The organism is Pseudomonas donghuensis, assembly GCF_000696345.2.
GTDB classification, from domain to species: domain Bacteria; phylum Pseudomonadota; class Gammaproteobacteria; order Pseudomonadales; family Pseudomonadaceae; genus Aquipseudomonas; species Aquipseudomonas donghuensis.
Genome location: NZ_CP071706.1, coordinates 5,565,657 through 5,588,835 on the forward strand (window position 1 = coordinate 5,565,657; position 23,179 = coordinate 5,588,835).

23 protein-coding genes and 1 other RNA gene are annotated in these 23,179 nt (G+C 63.0%); 9 read left to right on the forward strand and 15 right to left on the reverse strand.

Annotated features, from left to right (window positions below; translation table 11 throughout):
- Nucleotides 1-19 precede the first annotated feature (19 nt).
- From gcvT to BV82_RS25890, 8 genes are all read right to left on the reverse strand, one after another.
- The gene (gcvT, locus tag BV82_RS25855; RefSeq protein ID WP_010221180.1) at nucleotides 20-1,102 is read right to left on the reverse strand and encodes a glycine cleavage system aminomethyltransferase GcvT; all 1,083 of its coding nucleotides are present in this window, start codon (nucleotides 1,100-1,102) and stop codon (nucleotides 20-22) included.
- A gap of 121 nt (nucleotides 1,103-1,223) precedes the next feature.
- Nucleotides 1,224-2,846 carry an ABC transporter permease gene (locus tag BV82_RS25860; protein WP_010221179.1) on the reverse strand — a complete coding sequence of 541 codons (1,623 nt, stop codon included), beginning with the start codon at nucleotides 2,844-2,846 and terminating at the stop codon, nucleotides 1,224-1,226.
- Between the two features lie 154 nt (nucleotides 2,847-3,000).
- Nucleotides 3,001-4,002 (reverse strand): extracellular solute-binding protein, encoded by a 1,002-nt coding sequence (locus tag BV82_RS25865; RefSeq protein WP_010221178.1) that lies wholly within the window; start codon nucleotides 4,000-4,002, stop codon nucleotides 3,001-3,003.
- Between the two features lie 101 nt (nucleotides 4,003-4,103).
- Entirely contained in the window at nucleotides 4,104-5,321 is a 1,218-nt protein-coding gene (locus BV82_RS25870; protein ID WP_162471124.1) for a 2-octaprenyl-3-methyl-6-methoxy-1,4-benzoquinol hydroxylase, read from the reverse strand.
- Nucleotides 5,322-5,330: 9 nt separating this feature from the next.
- Nucleotides 5,331-5,813, reverse strand: coding sequence for a DUF4442 domain-containing protein (locus BV82_RS25875; protein ID WP_010221176.1), 483 nt, complete (start codon nucleotides 5,811-5,813; stop codon nucleotides 5,331-5,333).
- 2 nt (nucleotides 5,814-5,815) lie between these two features.
- Nucleotides 5,816-7,009, reverse strand: coding sequence for a 2-octaprenyl-6-methoxyphenyl hydroxylase (ubiH, locus tag BV82_RS25880; protein WP_036994899.1), 1,194 nt, complete (start codon nucleotides 7,007-7,009; stop codon nucleotides 5,816-5,818).
- On the reverse strand, nucleotides 7,006-8,340 hold the full coding sequence (pepP, locus tag BV82_RS25885) for a Xaa-Pro aminopeptidase (protein ID WP_036994897.1): 1,335 nt from the start codon (nucleotides 8,338-8,340) through the stop codon (nucleotides 7,006-7,008). Before pepP ends, ubiH begins: the two co-directional genes overlap by 4 nt.
- A 22-nt stretch (nucleotides 8,341-8,362) precedes the next feature.
- Nucleotides 8,363-8,920 carry a YecA/YgfB family protein gene (locus BV82_RS25890; RefSeq protein WP_010221173.1) on the reverse strand — a complete coding sequence of 186 codons (558 nt, stop codon included), beginning with the start codon at nucleotides 8,918-8,920 and terminating at the stop codon, nucleotides 8,363-8,365.
- A gap of 152 nt (nucleotides 8,921-9,072) precedes the next feature.
- Here BV82_RS25890 and BV82_RS25895 point away from each other — a divergent pair, with 152 nt between their 5' ends.
- The 4 genes from BV82_RS25895 to BV82_RS25910 all read left to right on the forward strand — a co-directional run bounded on the left by BV82_RS25895 (nucleotide 9,073) and on the right by BV82_RS25910 (nucleotide 10,480).
- The gene (locus tag BV82_RS25895) at nucleotides 9,073-9,282 is read left to right on the forward strand and encodes a TIGR02449 family protein (protein WP_010221172.1); all 210 of its coding nucleotides are present in this window, start codon (nucleotides 9,073-9,075) and stop codon (nucleotides 9,280-9,282) included.
- Nucleotides 9,279-9,596 (forward strand): cell division protein ZapA, encoded by a 318-nt coding sequence (locus tag BV82_RS25900; protein ID WP_010221171.1) that lies wholly within the window; start codon nucleotides 9,279-9,281, stop codon nucleotides 9,594-9,596. The genes BV82_RS25895 and BV82_RS25900 overlap by 4 nt, the downstream gene beginning before the upstream one ends.
- A gap of 18 nt (nucleotides 9,597-9,614) precedes the next feature.
- Nucleotides 9,615-9,792, forward strand: a non-coding RNA gene (ssrS, locus tag BV82_RS25905) — 6S RNA.
- Between the two features lie 79 nt (nucleotides 9,793-9,871).
- Nucleotides 9,872-10,480 carry a 5-formyltetrahydrofolate cyclo-ligase gene (locus tag BV82_RS25910; protein ID WP_010221170.1) on the forward strand — a complete coding sequence of 203 codons (609 nt, stop codon included), beginning with the start codon at nucleotides 9,872-9,874 and terminating at the stop codon, nucleotides 10,478-10,480.
- A gap of 18 nt (nucleotides 10,481-10,498) precedes the next feature.
- On the opposite strand, the gene BV82_RS25915 is transcribed toward BV82_RS25910, so the two are convergent.
- Nucleotides 10,499-10,639 (reverse strand): hypothetical protein, encoded by a 141-nt coding sequence (locus tag BV82_RS25915; protein ID WP_010221169.1) that lies wholly within the window; start codon nucleotides 10,637-10,639, stop codon nucleotides 10,499-10,501.
- A gap of 178 nt (nucleotides 10,640-10,817) precedes the next feature.
- Here BV82_RS25915 and BV82_RS25920 point away from each other — a divergent pair, with 178 nt between their 5' ends.
- From BV82_RS25920 to BV82_RS25935, 4 genes are all read left to right on the forward strand, one after another.
- A complete protein-coding gene (locus BV82_RS25920) occupies nucleotides 10,818-11,267 on the forward strand; it encodes an EVE domain-containing protein (protein WP_010221168.1) in 450 nt (149 codons plus the stop codon).
- Nucleotides 11,268-11,360: 93 nt separating this feature from the next.
- A complete protein-coding gene (locus BV82_RS25925; protein WP_036994894.1) occupies nucleotides 11,361-12,326 on the forward strand; it encodes an HlyD family secretion protein in 966 nt (321 codons plus the stop codon).
- Complete coding sequence (rbbA, locus tag BV82_RS25930; protein WP_036994892.1) at nucleotides 12,323-15,046, forward strand: ribosome-associated ATPase/putative transporter RbbA; 2,724 nt, start codon at nucleotides 12,323-12,325, stop codon at nucleotides 15,044-15,046. The genes BV82_RS25925 and rbbA overlap by 4 nt, the downstream gene beginning before the upstream one ends.
- Nucleotides 15,046-16,164, forward strand: a complete 1,119-nt coding sequence (locus BV82_RS25935) for an ABC transporter permease (protein ID WP_010221165.1) — start codon at nucleotides 15,046-15,048, stop codon at nucleotides 16,162-16,164. Before rbbA ends, BV82_RS25935 begins: the two co-directional genes overlap by 1 nt.
- On the opposite strand, the gene BV82_RS25940 is transcribed toward BV82_RS25935, so the two are convergent.
- The gene (locus BV82_RS25940; protein ID WP_010221164.1) at nucleotides 16,165-16,569 is read right to left on the reverse strand and encodes a flagellar basal body-associated protein FliL; all 405 of its coding nucleotides are present in this window, start codon (nucleotides 16,567-16,569) and stop codon (nucleotides 16,165-16,167) included.
- Nucleotides 16,570-16,725: 156 nt separating this feature from the next.
- Here BV82_RS25940 and BV82_RS25945 point away from each other — a divergent pair, with 156 nt between their 5' ends.
- The gene (locus BV82_RS25945; protein WP_036994890.1) at nucleotides 16,726-17,703 is read left to right on the forward strand and encodes an NADPH:quinone oxidoreductase family protein; all 978 of its coding nucleotides are present in this window, start codon (nucleotides 16,726-16,728) and stop codon (nucleotides 17,701-17,703) included.
- Between the two features lie 120 nt (nucleotides 17,704-17,823).
- On the opposite strand, the gene BV82_RS25950 is transcribed toward BV82_RS25945, so the two are convergent.
- From BV82_RS25950 to trxA, 5 genes are all read right to left on the reverse strand, one after another.
- Nucleotides 17,824-18,474 (reverse strand): gamma-glutamylcyclotransferase, encoded by a 651-nt coding sequence (locus BV82_RS25950; RefSeq protein ID WP_010221162.1) that lies wholly within the window; start codon nucleotides 18,472-18,474, stop codon nucleotides 17,824-17,826.
- Nucleotides 18,475-18,750: 276 nt separating this feature from the next.
- Complete coding sequence (locus BV82_RS25955; protein ID WP_010221161.1) at nucleotides 18,751-19,719, reverse strand: CDP-6-deoxy-delta-3,4-glucoseen reductase; 969 nt, start codon at nucleotides 19,717-19,719, stop codon at nucleotides 18,751-18,753.
- Nucleotides 19,720-21,186: a 4-hydroxy-3-polyprenylbenzoate decarboxylase gene (gene ubiD, locus BV82_RS25960; protein ID WP_010221160.1), complete on the reverse strand. Its 1,467-nt coding sequence runs from the start codon at nucleotides 21,184-21,186 to the stop codon at nucleotides 19,720-19,722. It lies immediately after the preceding gene.
- Between the two features lie 129 nt (nucleotides 21,187-21,315).
- The gene (gene rho, locus BV82_RS25965) at nucleotides 21,316-22,575 is read right to left on the reverse strand and encodes a transcription termination factor Rho (RefSeq protein WP_010221159.1); all 1,260 of its coding nucleotides are present in this window, start codon (nucleotides 22,573-22,575) and stop codon (nucleotides 21,316-21,318) included.
- A 229-nt stretch (nucleotides 22,576-22,804) separates the two neighbouring features.
- Nucleotides 22,805-23,134 carry a thioredoxin TrxA gene (gene trxA, locus BV82_RS25970; protein WP_010221158.1) on the reverse strand — a complete coding sequence of 110 codons (330 nt, stop codon included), beginning with the start codon at nucleotides 23,132-23,134 and terminating at the stop codon, nucleotides 22,805-22,807.
- Between the last annotated feature and the right edge of the window lie 45 nt (nucleotides 23,135-23,179).

Sequence of the window (23,179 nt, forward strand, 5' to 3'; positions counted from 1 at the left end):
TTGGCCCGCCAGAATAGGTTCAGATCAGGATCTTGCCATGGCGCACGAAGGTCGGCTTGACCACCCGCACCGGGTACCACTTGCCACGAATTTCTACCTCGGCACGATCGGCGGTCGCCATCGGCACCCGCGCCAGGGCAATGGATTTGCTCAGCGTAGGAGAGAAACTACCACTGGTGATCTCCCCTTCGCCAATCCCGGCGACGCGGACCACCTGGTGCGCGCGTAAAACCCCGCGTTCTTCGAGCACCAGGCCGACCAGTTTCTGCTCGACGCCATGCTCGATTTCTTTCAGCAAACCTTTGCGACCAATGAAATCACGCTCAGCCGGCTCCCAGGCGATGCTCCAGCCCAGGTTCGAGGTCAGCGGCGTGTGGGCTTCGTCGATGTCTTGGCCATACAGGTTCATCCCCGCTTCCAGGCGCAGGGTGTCGCGCGCGCCGAGACCGCTCGGGGCGATGCCGGCGCCGACCAGGTCGTTGAAGAACGCCGGGGCCTGTAGCGCCGGGAAGATGATTTCCAGGCCATCCTCACCGGTGTAACCGGTGCGGGCGATGAACCAGTCACCGTCGGCCAGGCCTTCGAAGGGCTTGAGTTCACGGATCAGCGCGGCGCGAGCGGCGGTCACCAGTTCAGCGACCTTTTCCCGTGCTTGCGGGCCCTGGATGGCCAGGATGGCCAGCTCCGGGCGCTCGCTCAGCTCGACCTCGAAACCGATCATCCGTGCCTGCAGCCAGGCCAGGTCCTTGTCGCGGGTCGAGGCGTTGACCACCAGCCGGTAACCGTCGTCGCAGCGGTAGACGATCATGTCATCGATAACCCCGCCCTGCTCGTTGAGCATGGTGCTGTACAGGGCCTTGCCGGTGGCATTCAGACGATCGACATCGTTGGCCAACACATGCTGCAGCCAGACGCCGGCCTGGGCACCGCGAACATCGATCACGGTCATATGGGATACATCGAATACGCCGCAGGCCTGGCGCACCTGATGGTGCTCCTCGACTTGCGAACCATAATGCAGGGGCATATCCCAACCGCCAAAATCGACCATCTTGGCGCCAAGGGCCAAGTGCAGGTCATAAAGAGGCGTACGCTGTCCCATGGGTTTCTCCTTCCGGGCGTGGCGAGGCTACGGCGGCTGGCAGCGTTGCAGCTACCCGGTCTGTAGGACCGGCCGCAGCGAATGCCGCGCATTGTAGCCGCAAGCTCGCAGGCTTACACCCTCAGCGCGTTTGACCCGGGTGCTGCGCCGAGCGTCGAATCAGGCCGATGACCGGCAACAGGCCGACCAGCACCAGGGTCAGCGCCGGCAGCGAAGCCCGCGACCACTCGCCCTCACTGGTCATCTCGAACACCCGTACCGCCAGCGTGTCCCAGCCAAACGGGCGCATCAGCAGAGTGGCCGGCATTTCCTTGAGCACGTCGACGAACACCAGCAGCGCCGCGCTCAATGCACCGGGTACCAGCAAGGGCAGATACACCTTGAAAAACAATCTTGGGCCACTCACGCCGAGACTACGGGACGCTTCCGGCAAAGATGGACGAATCCGCCCCAGGCTGTTTTCCAGTGGGCCGTAGGCCACAGCGATAAAACGCACCAGATAGGCCAGCAGCAAAGCCGACAGGCTACCGAGCAGCAGCGGCTTGCCCGCGCCACCCAGCCAGCTGGACAACGGCACCACCACCTGATTATCGAGGTAACTGAAAGCCAGCATGATCGACACCGCCAACACCGAGCCAGGCAAGGCATAGCCCAGGTTGGCCAGGCCAACGCCTGCACGAATTCCCGAGGTCGGCGCCTGTCGCCGGGCAAACGCCAGCACCAGGGCAACACAGACGGTAATCAGCGCCGCCATGCCGCCCAGATAGAGGGTATGCAGGATCAGGCCAGCATAGCGCTCGTCGAGATCGAAACGCCCGCGCTGCCAGAACCACACCAACAACTGCAGCATCGGCACCACGAAGGCACAGGCGAATACCAGCAGGCACCAGCTGCTGGCGGCCAGCGCCTTGATGCCATGCAAGTGATACAGCGCTTTGCCCCGCGGCCGTTCGTTGCTACTGCGCACGGCGCCACGGGCACGACGCTCGCCGTACAGCACCAGCATCACCGCCAACAACAGCAGGCTGGCCAGCTGGGCAGCACTGGAGAGGCTGAAGAAGCCGTACCAGGTCTTGTAGATGGCGGTGGTGAAGGTGTCGAAGTTGAACACCGACACTGCGCCAAAATCCGCCAGGGTCTCCATCAACGCCAACGCCACCCCGGCGCCGATGGCCGGCCGTGCCATGGGCATGGCGACCCGCCAGAATGCCTGCAAGGGTGAAAGCCCCAGCACCCTTGCCGCTTCCATCAGGCCTTTGCCCTGAGCCAGGAAGGCGTTACGCGCCAGCAGATAGACATACGGGTAAAACACCAGCACCAGCACGGTGATCACCCCGCCGGTGGAGCGCACCCGTGGCAAGCGCATGGGCCCGAACCACTCGCGCAGCAGGGTTTGCACCGGACCGGCGAAATCCAGCAGGCCAACGAACACGAACGCCAGCACATAGGCCGGAATCGCGAAGGGCAGCATCAGGGCCCAGTCGAGCCAGCGCCGCCCGGGGAACTCGCACAGGCTGGTAAGCCAGGCCAGGCTCACCCCCAGCACCGACACGCCGACGCCCACACCGAGGATCAACGTCAGGGTGTTACCCAGCAGCCGGCTCATCTGGGTGTCGAGCAGATGCGACCAGATCTGCATGTCGACCGCCTGCCAGGACAACAGCAGCACGCTCAGCGGCAGCAGCACCAGGGCGGCGATGGCGAAGACCAGTGGGTACCAACGGCGTTGGGCGGGGTGGGCCAAAAGTGAAATCTCTATGGGAATGATTGCGACCGCGTTGCGGTCGATCGCTGGCAAGCCAGCTCCCACAGTGAAAAGAGAGCACCGCTATCCCTGTGGGAGCTGGCTTGCCAGCGATTGGGGCCCGATAGGGCCCCAAAAGGATATAGCCTTGTGCTTAGTTCCAGCCAGCCCGATCCATCAGGCGGATGGCTTCGGCCTGGCGTTTGCCGGCCACTTCCACAGGGATGGTGTCAGCTTTGAACGTGCCCCAGGCGGCCACTTCTTCGGAAGGTGCCACTGCCGGGTTGGCCGGGAACTCCTGGTTCACGCCGGCAAAGATCTTCTGTGCGTGTTCACCGGTCATCCATTCGACCAGCTTCTTCGCCGCCTCAGGATGCGGCGCGTATTTGGTCAGGCCGATACCCGAAAGGTTGACGTGCACGCCACGGTCGGCCTGGTTAGGCCAGAACAGCTTGACTGCCAGCTTGGGGTTTTCCTTGTGCAGGCGGCCGTAGTAGTAGGTGTTGACGATACCGACGTCGCACTGGCCGGCGTTGATTGCCTGCAGCAAGGCGGTGTCATCGGAGAATACATCAGTGGACAGGTTGTTGACCCAGCCCTTGATGATCTCTTCGGTCTTCTGCTCGCCGTGGGTTTCGATCAGGGTGGCGGTCAGCGACTGGTTATAGACTTTCTTCGCCGTGCGCAGGCACAGGCGCCCTTCCCAGTTCTTGTCGGCCAACGCCTCGTAGGTGCTCAGCTCTTCGGGCTTGACCCGGTCGGTGGAGTAGGCGATGGTCCGCGCGCGCAGGCTCAGGCCGGTCCAGTCATGGGACGAGGCGCGGTATTGGGCCGGGATGTTCTTGTCGATGATGTCTGACTTGATCGGCTGCAGAATGCCCATCTGCTCGGCTTGCCAGAGGTTGCCGGCATCGACGGTGAGCAGCAGGTCGGCGGTGGCGTTCTTGCCCTCGGCCTTGATGCGCTGCATCAGCGGCGCTTCCTTGTCGGTGATGAACTTGATCTTCACCCCGGTCTCTTTGGTGTAGGCGTCGAACACCGGCTTGATCAACTCGTCGATGCGCGAGGAATACACCACCACCTCGTCCGCCGCCTGGGCGGCTGTGCCGAACAGGGTCAGAGCCAGAGCGGCCAGTACGTGCTTGCGTGGCAACATGGTGCGGTCCTCGGAGTTCAAGAGAGGCGCAAATGGTAGTTAATCCCATTTGCCTTCTCAACTGAACTCACAAGGGAGGAGTTACCAGATGTTGCGAAACCTCAGGCCCGCGCCAGTTCCGGCAGATCACCGCTCAAGCCCAGGGCTTGGCGCACGAACAAGGCTTTGGCTTCAGGCAGTTGCTCGACCCATTTCAGGCCGCTGTTGCGTAGCCAGCGCAGCGGCAGCGGATCAGCCTGGAACAGGCGCTCGAACCCTTCCATCGCCGCCATCAGCGCCAGGTTGTGCGGCATGCGCCGACGCTCGAAGCGGCTTAGCACACGAACATCGGCCAGGCGCTCGCCCCGCTCGTAGGCGTGCTGCAGCTCCTCGGCCAGTACCGCGGCATCGAGAAAGCCAAGGTTGACGCCTTGCCCGGCCAACGGGTGAATGGTGTGTGCAGCATCGCCGATCAACGCCAGGCCTTCGGCCACGTAGCGTTTGGCGTGACGCTGGCGCAGCGGTACACAAACCCGTGGGTCGGCCTGCAGCACGCCGCCCAGGCGCCCTTCGAAGGCGCGCTCAAGCTCGGCGCAGAACGCTTCGTCGCTCAAGGCCATCAGGTGTTCGGCCTGCTCCGGCGTGGTCGACCAGACGATTGAGCACCAATCCTGTTGACCATCGCGCAGCAATGGCAGGAACGCCAGCGGCCCCTCGTCGGTAAAGCGCTGCCAGGCAGTCGCTTGATGGGGCTGGGCGCAACGCACGCTGGTGACGATGGCGTGGTGCAGGTAATCCCACTCGCGCGTCTCACAGCCGGTCAGGCGGCGCACCGCCGAGTTGGCACCGTCAGCGGCGATCACCAACGGCGCACGCAAGGTGCGACCGTCGGCCAGGGTCAGCAGCCAGTCGTCGCCGGAGCGGCGCATCTGCTCCAGGCGGGCATTGGCCAGCAGGCCGATTTCGCTGTCGTGCAGGCGCTCCAGCAGGCCATCCTGCACCACCCGGTTCTCGACAATATGACCGAGCACCTCGGCATGCACGCTGGCGGCCGAGAAATGGATCTGGCCAGTGCCGCTGCCGTCCCACACACGCATGTCCGAGTAGGGGCTCAAGCGCCGTTCGCCGATCCCCTGCCAGGCGCCCAGGCGCTCGAGGATGCGCTGGCTGGCCGCCGACAAGGCACTGACCCGCGGCTCGAATGCCGACTGCTGGTCAAAGGGCTTGATCGACAACGGGCTGCCATCGAGCAAGAGAATTTCCAGGCCGCTGTGCTGCAACGCCAGGGCCAGAGCGCTGCCGACCATACCGGCACCGACAATCAACAGATCTGCGCGCATTTCCATGCCTTAAGCCTGTCTCGCTTGCGGCTTGAGCCGCACGTAAAGGGTTTTGTCGACCCGCGCCACCAGCTCACCGGCAGCGTCGCGGATATCGACCTGAAGTCGTGGCAGGTACTTTTTGCCGCCGGCGGTGTGCTGGCGGATGTCATCAAGCAGGGCATCGTCGATGCGCAGTTCGGCGAACACCGGGCCCTTGCCCGGGGACACGAAATCGATGCTGGCGGCCTTGTCCCAGACGATGTACTCACGCCCGAGCAGTTCCATCAGCATGAGCATGTAGAACGGGTCGACCATCGAATACAGGCTGCCGCCGAACTGGGTGCCGACGTAGTTGCGGTTGAACCAGCGCAGGCCCATGCGCACGCGAATGTGGCGCAGGTCGGGGCTGACGCTGAGCACGCGGATGCCCGCGCCCAGGTACGGCGGGTAGAGGTTCAGCAGCCAGCGCAGCCTGCGCGCTCGCCGGGCCAGTTTGCGCGGGTCGCTCATGTTCAGTTCCGCGGGTCCGGACGGGTGCCCAGGCCCATGGCCTGGCGGGCGAACCAGCGTTTGGCCGGGGGCAGCAAGTCGAGGCCAAGCAGGCCCAGGTTGCGGCCGGTCGCCACCAGCGGTTGGGCACTGCCGAACAGGCGGGTTACGCGATCGGAGAAGCCCACGGTCAGGTCCTGATCCAGGCGCTGGCGCTCGCGGTAGGACTGCAGGGTGGCAAAGTCACCTGGCAAGCCGGGATTGGCCAGCAAGCCTTCGGCCAGCGACTGCACATCGCGCAGTGACAGGTTGAAACCCTGCCCGGCAATCGGGTGCAGGCTGTGAGCGGCGTTACCGAGTACCACCAGGTGCGGGCGCACCTGCTCCTGGGCCTCGATCAGCGACAACGGATAGAGGTGCCGGGCACCGACTTGGCGCAAGGTGCCCAGGCGGTAGCCAAACACGTCCTGCAGTTCGCTGAGAAAGCTACGCTCGTCCAGCTCGGCAAGGCGCTTGGCGTCCATCCCGGCGCGGGTCCAGACCAGCGCGCAGCGGTTTTCCGGCAGCGGCAGCAAGGCCATCGGCCCTTCGTCGGTGAAGCGCTCGAAGGCCTGGCCGCAATGGGCTTCGCTTGGGGTGATGTTGGCGATCAGTGCGCTCTGGTTGTACGGCCGCTGGCTGACATGAATGCCCAGTTGCTCGCGCAGGCCGGAACGGCCACCATCGGCCAGTACCGTGAGGTCGCATTCGAGCGTGGTGTCGTCGTTGAGCGCCAGTCGATAGCCATCCTCCAGCGCCTGCATGGCGGTGACTTCCGCCGGGCAGCGCCAGCTCACCACTTCGGCGTCCAGGCCCTGCCACAGGCACTGACCGAGCCAGGCGTTCTCGACCACATAGCCGAGCGCTGGCACGCCTTCTTCCAACGCATCCAGGCGCGTTGCGCCAAAACGGCCACGGTCGGAGACCTGGATCTGGCGGATCGGCTCGGCGCGACGGCTGATCGGTTGCCACAACCCTAAACGTTCATAGATTTGTCGGGTACCGAAGGACAACGCCGAAGAACGTGCGTCATAGCTCGGCTGAAAACTATCACCGGGAGCAAAGGGTTCGATCAGCAGGATCTTCCAGCCACGCGCCTTGGCCCCGGCCTGCAGGGCCAGGGCCAGGCTGGCGCCGACCAGGCCGCCGCCAATGATTGCCAGATTGACCCGGCTCATGCCGCTGCACTGCGCGCGGCAGCCATCAAGGCTTCGATTTCGGCGACCGTCTTGGGTACGCCTGAGGTCAGGATTTCACAGCCCTGCTTGGTTACCACTACGTCATCCTCGATTCGCACACCGATGCCGCGCCATTTTTTCGCGACACTCTGGTTATCGGCACCGATATAGATGCCCGGTTCCACGGTCAAGGCCATGCCCGGCTCGAGCACCCGCCACTGGCCGCCGACCTTGTACTCGCCGACATCGTGCACATCCATACCCAGCCAGTGCCCGGCACGGTGCATGTAGAAGGCCCGGTAGGCTTCGCTTTCAATCAGTTCCTGCACCTGCCCCTTGAGCAGGCCCAACTCCACCAGGCCTTCGGTGATCACTTGTACCGTGGCTTCGTGGGCGTGGTTCCAGTGCTTGCCCGGGGCGATGACCGTAAAGGCCGCTTCCTGGGCTTTCAACACCAGCTCGTAGATCGCCTTCTGCTCCGGCGAAAAACGCCCGCTGACCGGGAAGGTACGGGTGATGTCACTGGCGTAGCAGTCGATCTCGCAACCGGCGTCGATCAACACCAGGTCACCGTCCTTGAGCGGCGCGTCGTTCTCCTGGTAATGCAGAATGCAGCTGTTGCGCCCGGCGGCGACGATCGAGCCGTAGGCGGGCATCTTCGCTCCACCCTTGCGGAACTCGTAGTCCAGCTCGGCTTCCAGGCTGTACTCGCGCAAACCGGCGCGGCAAGCCTGCATCGCCCGGACATGGGCACGCGCGGAAATCGCCGCGGCCTCGCGCATCACCTTCACTTCCGCCGCCGATTTATACAGGCGCATGTCGTGCAGCAGATGATCCAGGGCAACGAATTCGTTCGGCGGCTGGGCGCCGAGGCGCGCCTTGGAACGGATCACGTTGATCCACTCCATCAGGTGACGGTCGAACTCGGGGTTGCTGCCCATGGCCGAATACACCCGGTCACGGCCTTCGATCAGGCCGGGGAGGATGTCGTCGATATCGGTGATAGGGAAGGCATCATCAGCGCCGAAGTCGCGGATCGCCCCTTCCTGGCCGGCGCGCAGACCATCCCAGAGCTCGCGCTCGGGATTGCGCTCGCGGCAGAACAACACGTATTCACCGTGCTCGCGCCCGGGGATCAGGGCGATCACCGCCTCGGGCTCGGGGAAGCCGCTCAGGTACTGGAAGTCGCTGTCCTGGCGGTACACATGCTCGACGTCGCGGTTGCGGATGGCAACCGCGGCGGCGGGCAGGATGGCGATGCTGTTGGGTTCCATCTGCGCCATCAGCGCCTTGCGTCGACGGGCGTATTCCGACTTGGGGATGTGGCTCATGGGCAGTGGCAGTCCTGGTTGATCAGTGCAGCGAAGGTTTGGCCGCAGGCTCGACCGGCTGTTTTGCCAGTTCTGTGTAAAGCAGCAGCGGGGCGACGCGCAGGTATTCCATGACTTCCATATAGTCGTTTTCGCCGTCTTCGGATTCTTCCAGGGCGTCCTGAACCTGGGAGATCGCATCCAGGTCCTGCAGGACTTCCTTGGCTTCACCGCTCAGGGTCAGGCCAGCCGAGTTCAAGCCGAAGCCATACAGGAAGCCCTTGCACCACTCGCCCAGAGCAGCAGCCCGCTCGGCCAATGGCGCTTCATCACCGGGCAGCAGCAACACGACAGTGATATCGTCACCGGCGAGTTCGCCCTTGACCATCTCCTGCAGGCCGATCAAAGCGTTACGAACGTTGTCTGCCGGATCGTTTTCCAGCAGGTGCGCAGCATCGGCCAACCATGCCTCGGCATCGAAGCCGGCACCGGCGCAACTGCGCCCGAGCAACAGCCCGTGCAGTTCGGCAGGGGAAACAGGATGCCCGTTGCTGCTGAGCAAGGTGGCGAAAGCGGTGTACGGCGAATTGGTATTGGGCATGGGCAACTAGGCGCCAGACGGCGCAATGACTAGAATGAAGACCTTGTATCCTAGCACCGGCAGGCGCGCCAAGACCATCGACGCGGCCAACTCCGAGCCGGCCAGGGCATAAACCGGGCAACCACCCGCACGACCGAATCGAGTGGCAACCAATGCAAGAGAACGATCTGCAAGCGCTGATGGGCCGATTCGAACTGCTGATTGAGCGGGTCGAGCAACTAAAACGGCAAAACGCACTCTTATTAGCTCAGGAAAAATCCTGGCGCGAAGAGCGCGCCCACCTCATCGAAAAAAATGAAATCGCCCGGCGTAAGGTCGAATCGATGATTTTGCGACTCAAGGCCCTGGAGCAAGACTCATGAGCTCAAGCAATAGCGTCACCGTTCAGATCCTCGACAAAGAGTATTCGATCATCTGTCCGCCGGAAGAACGCAGCAACCTGGTCAGCGCCGCGCGCTACCTGGACGGCAAGATGCGCGAGATCCGCAGCAGCGGCAAAGTCATCGGCGCCGACCGGATTGCCGTGATGGCCGCGCTGAACATCACCCACGACCTGCTGCACAACCAGGAACGTCCTGATGTGCCGGCGGGCGGCGCCACCCGTGAACAGGTGCGCGACCTGCTCGAGCGGGTCGATCAGGCATTGGCCGACGATCAAGATTCAAAAAAGGGTTGAGTGTCGGTATACTTGCGCCACTCCCTGGAGTGCTTGCCAGTCGGTCATGTCCCTGAGCCGATACGCACAACCACGGGGGTTGCACGTGGGGCCGGTGTGCATGTCCGCTTGACGGAAAGCCTTAACGCCTCCTGCAATCTCCACCTTGAACTTTCGGGTTCAAGGGCTACACCGACAGCGGTTCGTCGGGGAGCCTGAATTCTTTGCCCTCCCTTCTGCGCGGGCAATCGAGCTGTCACCCACAGGTGGCAGCCCTCTCTGGGACCGCCCGTGCCATGACCGACACCGCGCCGCTTACCCGCCCCCAACTTCGCCGCCTGCTACGTGACGCCCGCCGCGCCTTGACGCCGGCCGAGCAACGTCAGGCAGCCCGTGGCCTGTACCGCCAGCTCGCGCAGCACCCGCTGTTTCGCCGGGCCAGACATATTGCCCTGTACCTGCCCAACGATTGCGAGATCGACCCAGGCCTGTTGATGCGCGAAGCTCAGCGCCGCGGCAAGCACACCTATCTACCGGTGCTGCACGCCTGGCCAAAAACCAAGATGGTCTTTCAGCGCATCGACGCCGGCGAGAAGCTGCGGCCCAACCGTTTCCGCATCCCCGAGCCGCACATCAGCCTGGCCCGGCAACGGCCGATCTGGGCGCTGGACCTGATCCTGCTGCCGCTGGTGGGGTTTGACGAAGTGGGTGGCCGGCTGGGCATGGGCGGCGGCTTCTATGACCGCAGCCTGGCCTATCAGGCTCGCCGCAAAGCCTGGAAGAAGCCCTTGCTGCTGGGCCTGGCGCATGAATGCCAGAAGGTTGAGCGACTGGCGCAAGCCAGTTGGGATGTGCCGCTGCAGGGGACGGTCTCGGACCGTGGCTGGTACCTGGCACCCGCGTGATGGGCGCCAGCAAAGCAATCAACGCTGTTGCGGATTGACCGGTACTTCGTAGGGGGCGTCGAGTTTGCGTTCCCAAAGGCTTTGCGCATAGCCGGTAGTGACAACACCCAAACCGAACAGAAACACCAGAATCCAGAGCAAATCCGGTTTGCGATTCATCGATTGCCCCCCTCAGGCAAACTGATCACGTTGTCAGCAACGATTTTGTTGTTGCAGCAGCGTCAAGCTTAAAATGCGCGCATTCTCCGACAACCTGAGGCGACACGCAAACGTTGACGCCAACCGACCGTCGGTTTCCTGAAACAGGTTATTTCAAACATTGTCTGGAGCACCACCCATGGCCTACTGGCTGATGAAATCCGAGCCCGACGAACTCTCGATCAAGGACCTCGCGCGGCTGGGCGAAGCCCGCTGGGATGGCGTGCGCAATTACCAGGCGCGTAACTTCTTGCGCACCATGGCGGTCGGTGACCAGTTCTTTTTCTACCATTCCAGCTGCCCGGAACCGGGCATTGCCGGCATCGCCCGGATCAGCGCCGCGGCCTACCCGGACCCTACCGCGCTTGACCCGCAAAGCCATTACTTCGACGCCAAGGCCAACGACGAGAAAAACCCCTGGAGCGCCGTGGACGTTGCCCACGTCGAAACCTTCGGCAAGGTCCTGCAACTGGGTTACCTCAAGCAACAAACTGCCCTGGCCGAACTGCCGCTGGTTCAGAAAGGCAGCCGCTTGTCGGTGATGCCGGTAACCGCCGAACAATGGGCAGCGGTACTCGCACTGCGTTAAAGAGGGTAGGATTGCCGCTCATTTGACGAACATCAACGCACCAGGACCGGTGCGACGTCACAATTTGACGTTAATGCAGCAGGATGCCCAACCATGTCGATGAGCCAACACACGCCCAAACTCTTCGCCGGCGCCTTGATCGCCCTGCTCCTGGCCGCTGGCGGCCTGGGCTACTGGAAATCCCTGCATGACCGCCTGCCCGAAGGCTTGAGCATGGGCAATGGCCGGCTCGAAGCCACCGAAGTGCAAATCGCCAGCAAGATCCCCGGGCGCCTGGCCGAAGTGCTGGTCGACGAAGGCGACACGGTCGAACAGGGCCAGTTGCTTGCCCGCATCGACACCCGCACCCTCGAAGCCCAACGCAGCCAGGCCGAAGCCGAAGTGCTACGCGCCCGGGAAAACTACTCCGCCGCCCAGGCCACCGTGCAACTGCGCCAGAGCGAGCAACTGCTGGCCAGCCAGGAGCTCAAGCGCGTGCGCGAAATCTTCCAGCGCAAATACGCCAGCCAGCAACTGCTCGACCAGCAACAGGCCCGTTACGACACCAGCAACTCCGCAGTCGTCGCCGCCCGTGCACAACTGGCCGCGATCAAGGCCGCCATCGGCGCCGCCGAAGCCCAGGTCGCGCAACTGACCAGCGAGATCGACGACAGCAGCCTGCGCGCGCCGATCAACGGCGTGATCCAGCTACGCCTGGCCGAACCGGGTGAAGTGCTCGGCGCCGGCGGTCGTGTACTGATGCTGATCGACCCCAGCGATCAGTACATGAACCTCTACCTGCCCGCCTCCACCACCGGCCGCCTGACCGTTGGCGACCAGGCGCGCATCGTGCTCGACGCCCTGCCCGACCAGGCAATGCCTGCGAAGATTGCCTTCGTCGCAGCCAAGGCGCAGTTCACCCCCAAACAGGTGGAAACCCGTGACGAGCGCCAGAAGCTGGTGTTCCGGGTCAAGCTGCGCCTGACCGAACCGAGCGCTGTGCCCCAGGCCAAACCCGGCATGCCGGGCGCCGGCTATGTGCGCACCGCTAAAGTGGACTGGCCGGCCAACCTGCAATGAGCGCGCTGGCGCTGCAGGCCGAGGGCATCAGCCACCGCTACGCTGGGCTGAGTGCCCTGCAAGACATCGCTTTCAGCCTGCCGGCGGGCACCCGTTGCGGCCTGATCGGCCCGGATGGCGCCGGCAAGTCGAGCCTGCTCGGGCTGATCGCCGGGGTGAAGAAGCTGCAGAGCGGCGAGCTGCAGGTGCTCGGCGGCTCGATCCGCCAGCGCCGCCACCGTAACAGCCTGTACCCGCGCATCGCCTTCATGCCTCAAGGGCTGGGCAACAACTTGTACCCCGAGCTGTCGATCAGCGAGAACATCCGCTTCTTCGCCACCCTGTTCGGCCTTGGCGCCAGGGAGTGCGAGCAGCGCATGCACAACCTGCTGCTGGCCACCGACCTGCTGCGTTTTGCCGAACGCCCGGCGGGCAAGTTGTCTGGCGGCATGAAGCAGAAGCTCGGGCTGTGTTGCGCGCTGATCCACGAACCGGACTTGCTGATCCTCGACGAACCCACTACCGGCGTCGACCCGCTGTCGCGTCGACGCTTCTGGGAGCTGGTCGAACAGGTGCGCCAGGAGCGCCCGCAACTGACCTTGCTGGTGGCGACCGCCTACATGGAAGAGGCCGAACAGTTCGAGCACTGCCTGATGCTCGATCGCGGCCAACTGATCGCTGCGGGCTTGAGCGAAGAGCTGGCCGCCGCCACCGCCAGTCACAAGCTCGATGACGCCTTCACCCACTTCCAGGGCAACCGCCAGCGCAGCCAACAACCCTTGGTGATACCACCCCATGATAACGGCGATGCCGAGATCGCCATCGAAGCCCACGAACTGACCCTGCGCTTCGGTGATTTCACCGCCGTGAACAAGGTCAGCTTCGCCATCGGCCGAGGCGAAATCTTCGGTTTTCTCGGCTCCAACGGCTGCGGCAAGACCACCACCATGAAGGTGCTCACCGGCCTGATGCCGGCCAGCGAAGGCAGCGCCACGCTACTCGGCCGCCCAGTGAACGCCAAGGACCTGGCGACGCGCAAGCGGGTCGGCTTCATGTCGCAGAGTTTCTCCTTGTATGGCGAACTCAGCGTGCGGCAGAACCTGGAACTGCACGCACGGTTGTTCGACCTGCCCAAGGCCCAGAGCAGTCCGCGTATCGCCGAGTTGATCGAGCGCTTCGATCTTGGCGCCATCGCCGACCAGCAGTCCGGCGCCCTGCCCCTGGGCCTGCGCCAGCGCCTGTCATTGGCAGTGGCGGTGTTGCACCGCCCGGAAGTGCTGATCCTCGACGAACCCACCTCAGGCGTCGACCCAGCCGCCCGCGACGACTTCTGGCGCCTGCTGATCGAGCTGTCGCGGGATCAGGGGGTGACGATTTTCCTCTCCACCCACTTCATGAACGAAGCCCTGCGCTGCGACCGGATCTCCCTGATGCATGCCGGCAAGGTCCTGGCCTGCGACACCCCGGCGGCGCTGCAACAGCAATTTGCCGGCCAGACCCTGGAAGACGCCTTCGTCACCTGCCTGGAACAGGCGCAGGGCGCGGGCGAAGCGCCAACTGCCAGCGCTCAGCTCGACACGCCAGCCCAGGCGACGCCGTTGCACATGCGCCGAGGTTTCAGCCTCAAGCGCCTGTTCGCCGTCGCCACCCGTGAGGGCAAGGAACTGCTGCGAGACAAAGTGCGCCTGGCGTTTGCCCTGCTCGGCGCCCTGTTCATGATGGTGATCTTCGGCTATGGCATTTCCCTGGACGTGGAGAACCTCGCCTTCGCCGTGTATGACCAGGACCAGAGCCCGCAAAGCCGTGCCTATCTGGAGGCCTTTCGCGGCTCGCGCTACTTCGCCGAGCAGACGCCGATCGACGATGCCGCGCAGTTGCACAAACGCCTGCAGCGCTCGGAAATCAAACTGGCCCTGGAGATTCCGCCAGGCTTCGGCCGCGACCTGCACGCCGGGCGCCAGCCAGTGGTGGCGGCCTGGCTGGATGGCGGCATGCCGTTTCGCGCCGAAACCAGCCGCAACTATGTCGAGGCCGTGCACCAGGCCAACCTTGAGCAATTGGCGGCGCTGAGCAGCAAGGCTCAGCCAGGGCAAAGCCCGGTGCGCCTGGAAAGCCGCTTTCGCTACAACCAGGATGTGGTCAGCGTGAATGCCATCGGCCCCGGGGTAATGGCGCTGATACTTGCCTTCATTCCGGCGATGCTCACCGCGCTGGGTATCGTGCGCGAGAAGGAACTGGGCTCGATCACCAACTTCTACGCCACGCCGCTGACGCGCCTGGAGTTCCTGCTCGGCAAGCAGGCGCCATACCTGGCGGTGAGCCTGATCAACCTGGCGCTGCTGGTGGCGATGAACCGCTGGCTGTTCGGCGTGCCATTCAAAGGCAGCGCCCTGGCCCTGGCCTGCGGCGGTTTGCTGTACCTGCTGGCGACCACCAGCCTGGGCCTGCTGATCTCGGCGTTCACCCGCACCCAGATCGCCGCGATCCTCGGCACCATGATCATCACCAGCCTGCCGACCATCCAGTTCTCCGGGCTGATCGTGCCGCGCTCTTCGCTCGAGGGTGCTGCGGCCTTGATGGGCCAGTTGTTCCCGGCCGGGTATTTTCTCGATATCGCCGTCGGCACCTTCACCAAGGCCCTGGACCTGCGCGAACTCTGGCCTCAGTGCCTGGCGCTGCTGGGGTTCTTTATTGGTTTCACCGGCCTGAGCCTGGCCATGCTGAAGAAGCAGGAGGTCTGATGCATCGTCTGGCACACACCCTGCGCCTGGGTTTGAAGGAGCTGACCAGCTTGCGCCATGACAGCGTATTGCTGCTGTTTTTGCTGTACGCCTTCAGCGTGGCGATCTACATGCCGGCAGCGGGTTCGGTGATCGGCGTGCACAACGCCAGCGTCGCGGTGATCGACGAAGACCATAGCCTGGTATCGCGCAAGCTCACCGAAGCCCTGCAACCGCCGGAGTTCCAGCGCGCCGTGCCACTGGCCTACAACCAGCTCGACCAAGCCATGGACAGCGGCCAGTACACCTTCGTGATCAACGTGCCGGTGAACTTCCAGACCGACCTGCTGGCCGGGCGCTCACCAGAGCTGCAGGTCAACGTCGACGCCACGGCCATGAGCCAGGCTTTCATGGGTGCCGGCTACATCGGCAGGATCGTCGAGCGCGAACTGCTCGACTACGCCAACCAGGGCTCGGCGACTGCCGGCAGCCCGGCCCTGCTCAGCGCCCGGGCGCTGTTCAACCCCAACCTTGAGGGTGGCTGGTTCCTGGCGGTGATCCAGATCGTCAACAACATCACTATTCTGGCCATCGTCCTGACCGGCACGGCACTGCTGCGCGAGCGCGAACACGGCACCCTCGATCACCTCTTGGTGCTGCCGCTGACCGCCCTGGAAATCATGCTGGCGAAGATCGGCAGCAACGCCCTGGTGGTGGTGCTGTGCACCTGGGTGTCGCTGGAAGTGATCGTCAAAGGGGCGCTGGGGGTGCCGCTGGCAGGATCACTGGGGCTGTTTTTGGCGGTGACCGCACTCTACCTGTTCGCCAGCACGGCACTGGGGATCTTCCTCGCCACGCTGGCGCGCTCGACCCCGCAGTTCGGCCTGCTGGCGATCCCGGTGATCATCCCGATGCTGTTGCTCTCGGGTGGCAGCACGCCGCTGGATAGCATGCCGCAATGGCTGCAGTGGGTGATGCAGGGCTCGCCCTCGACCCACTTCGTCAGCCTCAGTGCGGCCATCCTGTTCCGCGACGCCGGGTTGCCCGTGGTCTGGCCGGACCTTGCGGCACTTGCCGCGATCGGCCTGGCCTTCTTCGCGATTGCCCTGGCGCGCTTTCGCCGCAGCCTGACGTCCTGATTACTGAACGATCAGGTTGTTGAACAGCAAGTCGTCGACGGTCGGCTTGCCTTCTTCGTTTTCGAGCACCTGCTGGACTTGCTTCAGGGCTTCCTGACGCAGTTTTTCCTTGGCCTCGACATTGCTCATGCTCTCGAGGTTCTGCTGGGTGAACAGGGCCACCAGCTGATTGCGGATCAGCGGCTCGTGATGACGCACCGCTGCGGCGGCGGCATCGCTGTTGACCCGCAGGGCCACGTCGGCCTTGTACACGCGCAGTTTCGGCCCGCCATCCAGGGCGTAGTTGCCGACAAAAGGCGGGGTAAGGGAAATGTAGGAGACCTTCGGCTCCCCTTCCTTGGCTTCCTCGGCCTGGGCCGCCATCGGCAGCATCAGCGCCAGTACCATCAAGATCCACGCTTTCACGAATTCGCTCCTCATACAGTTGGCGCCAGCATACCCAGCGCACCGGTCAAACCCAAGCCCGGGCTTATGCCGGCCTATCAGGGCGGGCCATGCTCGTTGACCCGGCACCTCGCCCACCTACACTTATCGGCCACTACGCGCAAAGGAATAGTCCCGATGAAAGCAGTGTTGTGCAAAGCCCTTGGTCCGGCGCAAAACCTGGTTCTGGAAGAAGTCGCCAGCCCCGTGCCGAAGAAGAATGAGATCCTGCTCGACGTGCAGGCCGCCGGGGTCAACTTTCCCGACACCCTGATCATCGAAGGCAAGTACCAGTTCCAACCGCCGCTGCCGTTCTCGCCCGGAGGCGAAGCAGCCGGCGTGGTCAGTGCCGTGGGTGAAAAGGCCGGCAACCTGAAGGTTGGCGATCGGGTCATGGCCCTGACCGGTTGGGGCAGTTTTGCCGAACAGGTAGCGGTGCCGGCCTATAACGTGCTGCCGATCCCAGCGCAGATGGACTTCACCACCGCCGCGGCCTTCGGCATGACCTACGGCACGTCGATGCATGCCCTGAGCCAGCGCGGCCAGCTCAAGGCCGGGGAAACCCTGCTGGTACTGGGTGCCTCCGGCGGCGTGGGCCTGGCGGCGGTAGAAATCGGCAAGGCCATGGGCGCGCGGGTGATCGCCGCTGCCAGCAGCGCCGAGAAGCTGGCCGTAGCCAAGGCCGCCGGCGCCGACGAGCTGATCAACTACGGCCAAGCCAGCCTCAAGGACGAGATCAAGCGGCTGACGGGCGGTAACGGCGTTGATGTGATCTACGACCCGGTGGGTGGTGACTTGTTTGATCAAGCGGTGCGCGGGATCGCCTGGAATGGTCGCTTGCTGGTAGTCGGGTTTGCCAGCGGGCGTATTCCAGAGCTGCCGGTAAACTTGGCGCTGCTCAAGGGCGCGGCGGTGCTCGGGGTGTTCTGGGGCGCCTTTGCCCAGCGCCAGCCGGCTGACAATGCGGCGAACTTCCAGCAGCTGTTTGCCTGGTACGCCGAGGGCAAACTCAAGCCGCTGGTATCGCAGACCTTCCCGCTGGCTAAAGCCGGTACGGCTATCGAGATGCTGGGGCAGCGCAAGGCGGTGGGCAAGCTGGTGGTAACCATGGCCTAAAGGCCGCGGATTGCGACCGCTTCGCGCTCGATCGCTGGCAAGCCAGCTCCCACAAGGGACTTTGTCAGGCCCACCGCTTCAAGGTAGACACTGGACACTGTGGGAGCCGGTCTTGCCGCCTCAGACCTCCCGAAGTGAATGACAGCGCCGGAACCGCGCCTCGAGATTGCGATCGGGCATGGCGTGGCTGCGCAGGGCATCGAGGGTCTGCTCGACATAGTCGCGGGTAGTGCCATAACGGCCCTTGGCACTGGCAAAGATCTGACTGAGCAAGGTGTCCGGCAAGTTGCCGGCGTAGCACGGCAAGTGGCGTTCGAGTACGAAGCCCAGGGCCTGGACCTTGCTGCCATCCTCAAGACGACAATTGAGCCAGTGCGGACGATAGGCCGGGTAAGGCATCTCCCGTTGCCACAAGGCCAGCAGCGATTCTTCCAGGCAGTCGTCCGGCAAGCGGTAGGCGAAACCGCTGCACGAACCGCCGCGATCCAGGCCGAACACCAGGCCCGGGCACTCCGGCGTGCCGCGATGTTCATGGGACCACAAATACAACCCGCGATGATAACCGTGCACCCGTGCCCGCCGCCGCTCAACGGCATTGCACTCCGGACGCCAGATCAACGAACCGTAGGCAAACAACCACACCGGGCCACCCTGATGCCGGGACATGGTGTGCTGGACCGAATGTACAAGTTGCTCGCGGGTTAATTGCTCGCCGAAATCAAGCAACGGCGGATAGGTCACATTCAAAGATACCGTTTCGATCGCCGACATAGCTGTCGCCACACTTCCCCATGAATTAACAACGCTCCGCACTATAAAGGCAAAGCACTGTGCACAGAGTTACCGTACGGCAGATAAGCGCCGGAATACAAGCCCCCGGTGCCCTGCGGCGGCAATAATGGCCGGACAGGTGCGATAACAGGTGCACTGTTTCAAGTGTAGCGAAAGTTATTTTCGGTGTTGGCAATAATAAGTGGCTTATAACCGACGGCCGTGCCGACAGTTATTTAAACCGGCACGCTGTTGCAGCGTGCCTTATTCCTTCATTCAATTGCGCGGCGCATAAGCAAATACATCGGCGCGCATTTGATGCGCATCCATGCCGGCATCGACCAGGGCATCGAGGGTGGCATAGATCATGTTCGGCGAGCCGCTGGCATAGACATGCACACTCGCCAGGTCGCTGATGTCCTCACAGACGGCCTCGTGCAGCAGACCGCAACGCCCCTCCCAGCCACACAGGTCACTGACCACCTTGTGCAGGAACAAGTTGGGCAGGTGCTGCCATTCGGCCCAGTGTTCGATCTGGTAGAAGTCATCCGGCAGACGTACGCCCCAGTACAAGTGCACCGGGTGCTTGAAACCACTGGCGCGGCAGTGCTCGATCAGGCTGTGCATCTGCGCCATGCCGGTACCGGCAGCGATCAGCACCAGCGGGCCGTCAGGCAATTGCGCCAGGTGGGTGTCACCAAAGGGCATTTCGATTCGCGCCATGCGTGTGCGCTGCAACTGGGCAATCAGCTCCAGGGCGCTGTTCTCACGGGCCAGCACATGCAGCTCGAGGTCGCGGCCACTGTGTGGCGCCGAGGCCAGCGAGAAAGCGGCCTTGTCGCCGCTGTCACGCTCGATCATCAGGTACTGGCCAGCGTGGTAGCGCGGAGGCTTGCCGGCTGGCGCACGCAGCCGTACGCGCCAGACATCGCCGCCGACTTCAACACATTCGCTGAGCTGGCAGGCCAGTGTCCGTACCGGCAGCTCGCCCAGGGCCAGCACGCCATCCCACAACAAGACACAGTCCTCCAGGGGCTCGGCGATACAGGTGAACAGTTCGCCATGATCACGTTCGACGCCATCCTGGCGCACCCGGCCTTCAACCAGCAGCGCGGCACAGACATGGCAGTTACCGTTGCGGCAGCTCTGCGGGCAGTCGTAGCCCAGGCGCCGCGCCGCATCGAGAATCCTTTCCCCGGGTTGTAGCGCCAGTACGGCCCCGGACGGCTGCAAGGTTACCTGCATTTAGTCTATTCCCAACTGATGCCACAGCTCATCGATCCGCCGGGTGACGGCTTCATCCTTGACGATGACCCGTCCCCACTCGCGCGTGGTTTCACCCGGCCACTTGTGGGTGGCGTCCAGGCCCATTTTCGAACCCAGCCCGGACACGGGCGAGGCGAAATCCAGGTAATCGATCGGTGTGTTGTCGATCATCACCGTATCGCGCTTGGGGTCCATGCGCGTGGTGATCGCCCAGATCACATCGTTCCAGTCCCGTGCATTGATATCGTCGTCGGTAACGATAACGAACTTGGTGTACATGAACTGTCGCAAAAACGACCAGACACCCAGCATCACGCGCTTGGCGTGGCCTGGATACTGCTTTTTCATGGTCACCACCGCCATGCGGTACGAACACCCCTCAGGCGGCAGGTAGAAGTCGGTGATCTCCGGGAACTGCTTCTGCAGGATCGGCACGAACACTTCGTTCAAGGCAACGCCGAGAATCGCTGGCTCATCCGGCGGACGGCCGGTGTAGGTGCTGTGGTAGATCGGCTTGCTGCGGTGAGTGATGCGCTCGACAGTGAACACCGGGAAGCTGTCGACTTCGTTGTAGTAACCCGTATGGTCGCCGTATGGACCTTCCGGGGCCATTTCGCCCGGATGGATTACGCCTTCGAGGATGATTTCGGCAGTGGCCGGCACCTGCAGGTCGCTGCCCCGGCACTTGACCAGCTCGGTACGGTTACCGCGCAGCAGGCCGGCAAAGGCGTACTCGGAGAGGGTGTCGGGCACCGGCGTCACGGCGCCGAGGATGGTCGCCGGGTCCGCGCCCAGGGCCACGGCCACCGGGAAGGGTTGGCCAGGGTGCTTTTCACACCATTCGCGATAGTCCAGGGCACCGCCGCGGTGGCTCAACCAGCGCATGATGACCTTGTTACGGCCGATCACCTGCTGACGATAGATGCCCAGGTTCTGGCGGTCCTTGTTGGGCCCGCGGGTAACCGTCAGGCCCCAGGTGATCAGCGGCGCAACATCGCCCGGCCAGCAGTGCTGCACCGGCAGCAGGCCGAGGTCGACATCGTCGCCTTCGATGACCACTTCATGGCATGGCGCATCCTTGACCACCTTGGGCGCCATGGACACCACCTTCTTGAAGATCGGCAGCTTCGACCAGGCGTCCTTGAGGCCTTTCGGCGGCTCGGGCTCCTTGAGGAAGGCCAGCAGCTTGCCGATTTCACGCAGTTCGCTGACCGACTCGGCGCCCATGCCCATGGCCACCCGTTCCGGGGTGCCGAACAAGTTGCCAAGCACTGGAATGTCGAAGCCGGTTGGCTTTTCGAACAGCAGGGCCGGGCCTTTGGCGCGCAGGGTGCGGTCACAGACTTCGGTCATTTCCAAGACTGGAGAGATCGGCACCTGGATGCGCTTGAGTTCGCCGCGCTGTTCCAGGCCACGGATAAAGTCGCGCAAATCGCGATACTGCATGCAAAAGCCTCGTATTGGCTGCCGTAGCGGTCGGGCTGCAGAGTGTAGCGCCGAACTCGGCTGCTCAGAATAGCCAAAGTACAGATAGCAAAAAGCCGGGTCGCCCCGGCTCTTGCCCAGCGCAACAGTTTACTTGCGCTTCATCGACAGGAAGAACTCGTCGTTGGTCTTGGTCTGCTTGAGCTTGTCGACCAGGAACTCGATGGCAGCCACTTCATCCATCGGGTGCAGCAGCTTGCGCAGGATCCACATGCGCTGCAGCTCGTCGTCGGCGGTCAGCAGCTCTTCGCGACGGGTACCCGAACGGTTGATGTTGATGGCCGGGAAGACGCGCTTCTCGGCGATCTTGCGGTCCAGGGGCAGCTCCATGTTGCCGGTGCCCTTGAACTCTTCGTAGATCACTTCGTCCATCTTCGAGCCGGTTTCAACCAGCGCGGTGGCGATGATGGTCAGCGAGCCGCCTTCTTCGATGTTACGCGCGGCACCGAAGAAACGCTTCGGCTTCTCCAGGGCGTGGGCATCGACACCACCGGTGAGGACCTTGCCGGAGCTCGGGATCACGGTGTTGTAGGCACGGGCCAGACGGGTGATGGAGTCGAGCAGGATGACCACGTCTTTCTTGTGTTCAACCAGGCGCTTGGCCTTCTCGATGACCATTTCGGCAACCTGCACGTGGCGGGTTGGCGGCTCGTCGAAGGTCGAGGCAACCACTTCGCCGCGCACGGTGCGCTGCATTTCGGTCACTTCTTCCGGGCGCTCGTCGATCAGCAGGACGATCAGGTGGCACTCGGGGTTGTTGCGAGTGATGTTCGCCGCGATGTTCTGCAGCATGATGGTCTTGCCCGCTTTTGGCGGAGCGACGATCAGGCCGCGCTGGCCTTTGCCGATCGGGGCGCAGAGATCGATAACCCGGCCGGTGAGGTCTTCGGTGGAGCCGTTGCCGGCTTCCATCTTCAGGCGCTCGTTGGGGAACAGCGGCGTCAGGTTTTCGAACAGGATCTTGTTCTTCGCGTTTTCCGGCCGGTCGAAGTTGATGGTGTCGACTTTCAGCAGGGCGAAGTAACGCTCGCCTTCTTTTGGCGGGCGGATCTTGCCGACGATGGTGTCGCCGGTACGCAAGTTGAAGCGACGGATCTGGCTTGGCGACACGTAGATGTCGTCCGGGCCGGCCAGGTACGAGGCATCGGCCGAGCGCAGGAAGCCGAAGCCGTCCTGGAGAATCTCCAGCACGCCGTCACCGGAGATTTCCTCGCCGCTTTTCGCATGCTTTTTCAACAGGGAGAAAATCACATCTTGCTTGCGCGAACGGGCCATATTTTCTATGCCCATCTGTTCGGCCATTTCGAGCAGATCGGTAATCGGCTTTTGCTTGAGTTCAGTCAGGTTCATAAGGGGAGTGACGTAATCATGTAAGAAGGGGGAATTAAGCTTCTGGCTTAATGAAGCCGCGCCGCAAAGAAGGCGACAGGATCGCGTACTGATTCGAATTAGGGATGCGTCGGCGACGGCGTGCAGAGGGCACCGAAGAAACAGTGCGAGGCCGAATGTAACACCTGCTTTTTCTGGCGTCTAGTCACCAGATAAAGAAAAGCCCCGACGAATGCGGGGCTTTTTTGACTCAGATATTGGCGTCCAGGAAGGCTGCCAGCTGAGATTTCGACAGTGCACCGACCTTGGTGGCCTCGACATTGCCATTCTTGAACAGCATCAGCGTCGGGATGCCACGTACGCCATGCTTGGCCGGGGTTTCCTGATTGTCGTCGATGTTCAGCTTGGCGACGATCAGTTTGCCCTGGTAGGTAGCGGCGATGTCGTCCAGAACCGGCGCGATCATTTTGCAAGGGCCGCACCATTCAGCCCAGTAGTCGACCAGCACCGGGCCTTCAGCCTTCAGGACTTCGGCTTCGAAGGTGGCGTCGGTGACGTGTTTGATAAGATCGCTGCTCATGGAAGTCTCCAAGGTCGTAAGCAAAAAAACGTGGCCCATCATAGC

Excerpts from the sequence above, each read along its gene's own strand:
- gcvT (WP_010221180.1), bottom strand. The coding sequence starts at position 1,102 with ATGGGACAGCGTACGCCTCTTTATGACCTGCACTTGGCCCTTGGCGCC.
- BV82_RS25865 (WP_010221178.1), bottom strand. The coding sequence starts at position 4,002 with ATGTTGCCACGCAAGCACGTACTGGCCGCTCTGGCTCTGACCCTGTTC.
- BV82_RS25870 (WP_162471124.1), bottom strand. The coding sequence starts at position 5,321 with ATGCGCGCAGATCTGTTGATTGTCGGTGCCGGTATGGTCGGCAGCGCT.
- BV82_RS25875 (WP_010221176.1), bottom strand. The coding sequence starts at position 5,813 with ATGAGCGACCCGCGCAAACTGGCCCGGCGAGCGCGCAGGCTGCGCTGG.
- ubiH (WP_036994899.1), bottom strand. The coding sequence starts at position 7,009 with ATGAGCCGGGTCAATCTGGCAATCATTGGCGGCGGCCTGGTCGGCGCC.
- pepP (WP_036994897.1), bottom strand. The coding sequence starts at position 8,340 with ATGAGCCACATCCCCAAGTCGGAATACGCCCGTCGACGCAAGGCGCTG.
- BV82_RS25890 (WP_010221173.1), bottom strand. The coding sequence starts at position 8,920 with ATGCCCAATACCAATTCGCCGTACACCGCTTTCGCCACCTTGCTCAGC.
- BV82_RS25895 (WP_010221172.1), top strand. The coding sequence starts at position 9,073 with ATGCAAGAGAACGATCTGCAAGCGCTGATGGGCCGATTCGAACTGCTG.
- BV82_RS25900 (WP_010221171.1), top strand. The coding sequence starts at position 9,279 with ATGAGCTCAAGCAATAGCGTCACCGTTCAGATCCTCGACAAAGAGTAT.
- BV82_RS25910 (WP_010221170.1), top strand. The coding sequence starts at position 9,872 with ATGACCGACACCGCGCCGCTTACCCGCCCCCAACTTCGCCGCCTGCTA.
- BV82_RS25915 (WP_010221169.1), bottom strand. The coding sequence starts at position 10,639 with ATGAATCGCAAACCGGATTTGCTCTGGATTCTGGTGTTTCTGTTCGGT.
- BV82_RS25920 (WP_010221168.1), top strand. The coding sequence starts at position 10,818 with ATGGCCTACTGGCTGATGAAATCCGAGCCCGACGAACTCTCGATCAAG.
- BV82_RS25925 (WP_036994894.1), top strand. The coding sequence starts at position 11,361 with ATGTCGATGAGCCAACACACGCCCAAACTCTTCGCCGGCGCCTTGATC.
- rbbA (WP_036994892.1), top strand. The coding sequence starts at position 12,323 with ATGAGCGCGCTGGCGCTGCAGGCCGAGGGCATCAGCCACCGCTACGCT.
- BV82_RS25935 (WP_010221165.1), top strand. The coding sequence starts at position 15,046 with ATGCATCGTCTGGCACACACCCTGCGCCTGGGTTTGAAGGAGCTGACC.
- BV82_RS25945 (WP_036994890.1), top strand. The coding sequence starts at position 16,726 with ATGAAAGCAGTGTTGTGCAAAGCCCTTGGTCCGGCGCAAAACCTGGTT.
- BV82_RS25950 (WP_010221162.1), bottom strand. The coding sequence starts at position 18,474 with ATGTCGGCGATCGAAACGGTATCTTTGAATGTGACCTATCCGCCGTTG.
- BV82_RS25955 (WP_010221161.1), bottom strand. The coding sequence starts at position 19,719 with ATGCAGGTAACCTTGCAGCCGTCCGGGGCCGTACTGGCGCTACAACCC.
- ubiD (WP_010221160.1), bottom strand. The coding sequence starts at position 21,186 with ATGCAGTATCGCGATTTGCGCGACTTTATCCGTGGCCTGGAACAGCGC.
- rho (WP_010221159.1), bottom strand. The coding sequence starts at position 22,575 with ATGAACCTGACTGAACTCAAGCAAAAGCCGATTACCGATCTGCTCGAA.
- trxA (WP_010221158.1), bottom strand. The coding sequence starts at position 23,134 with ATGAGCAGCGATCTTATCAAACACGTCACCGACGCCACCTTCGAAGCC.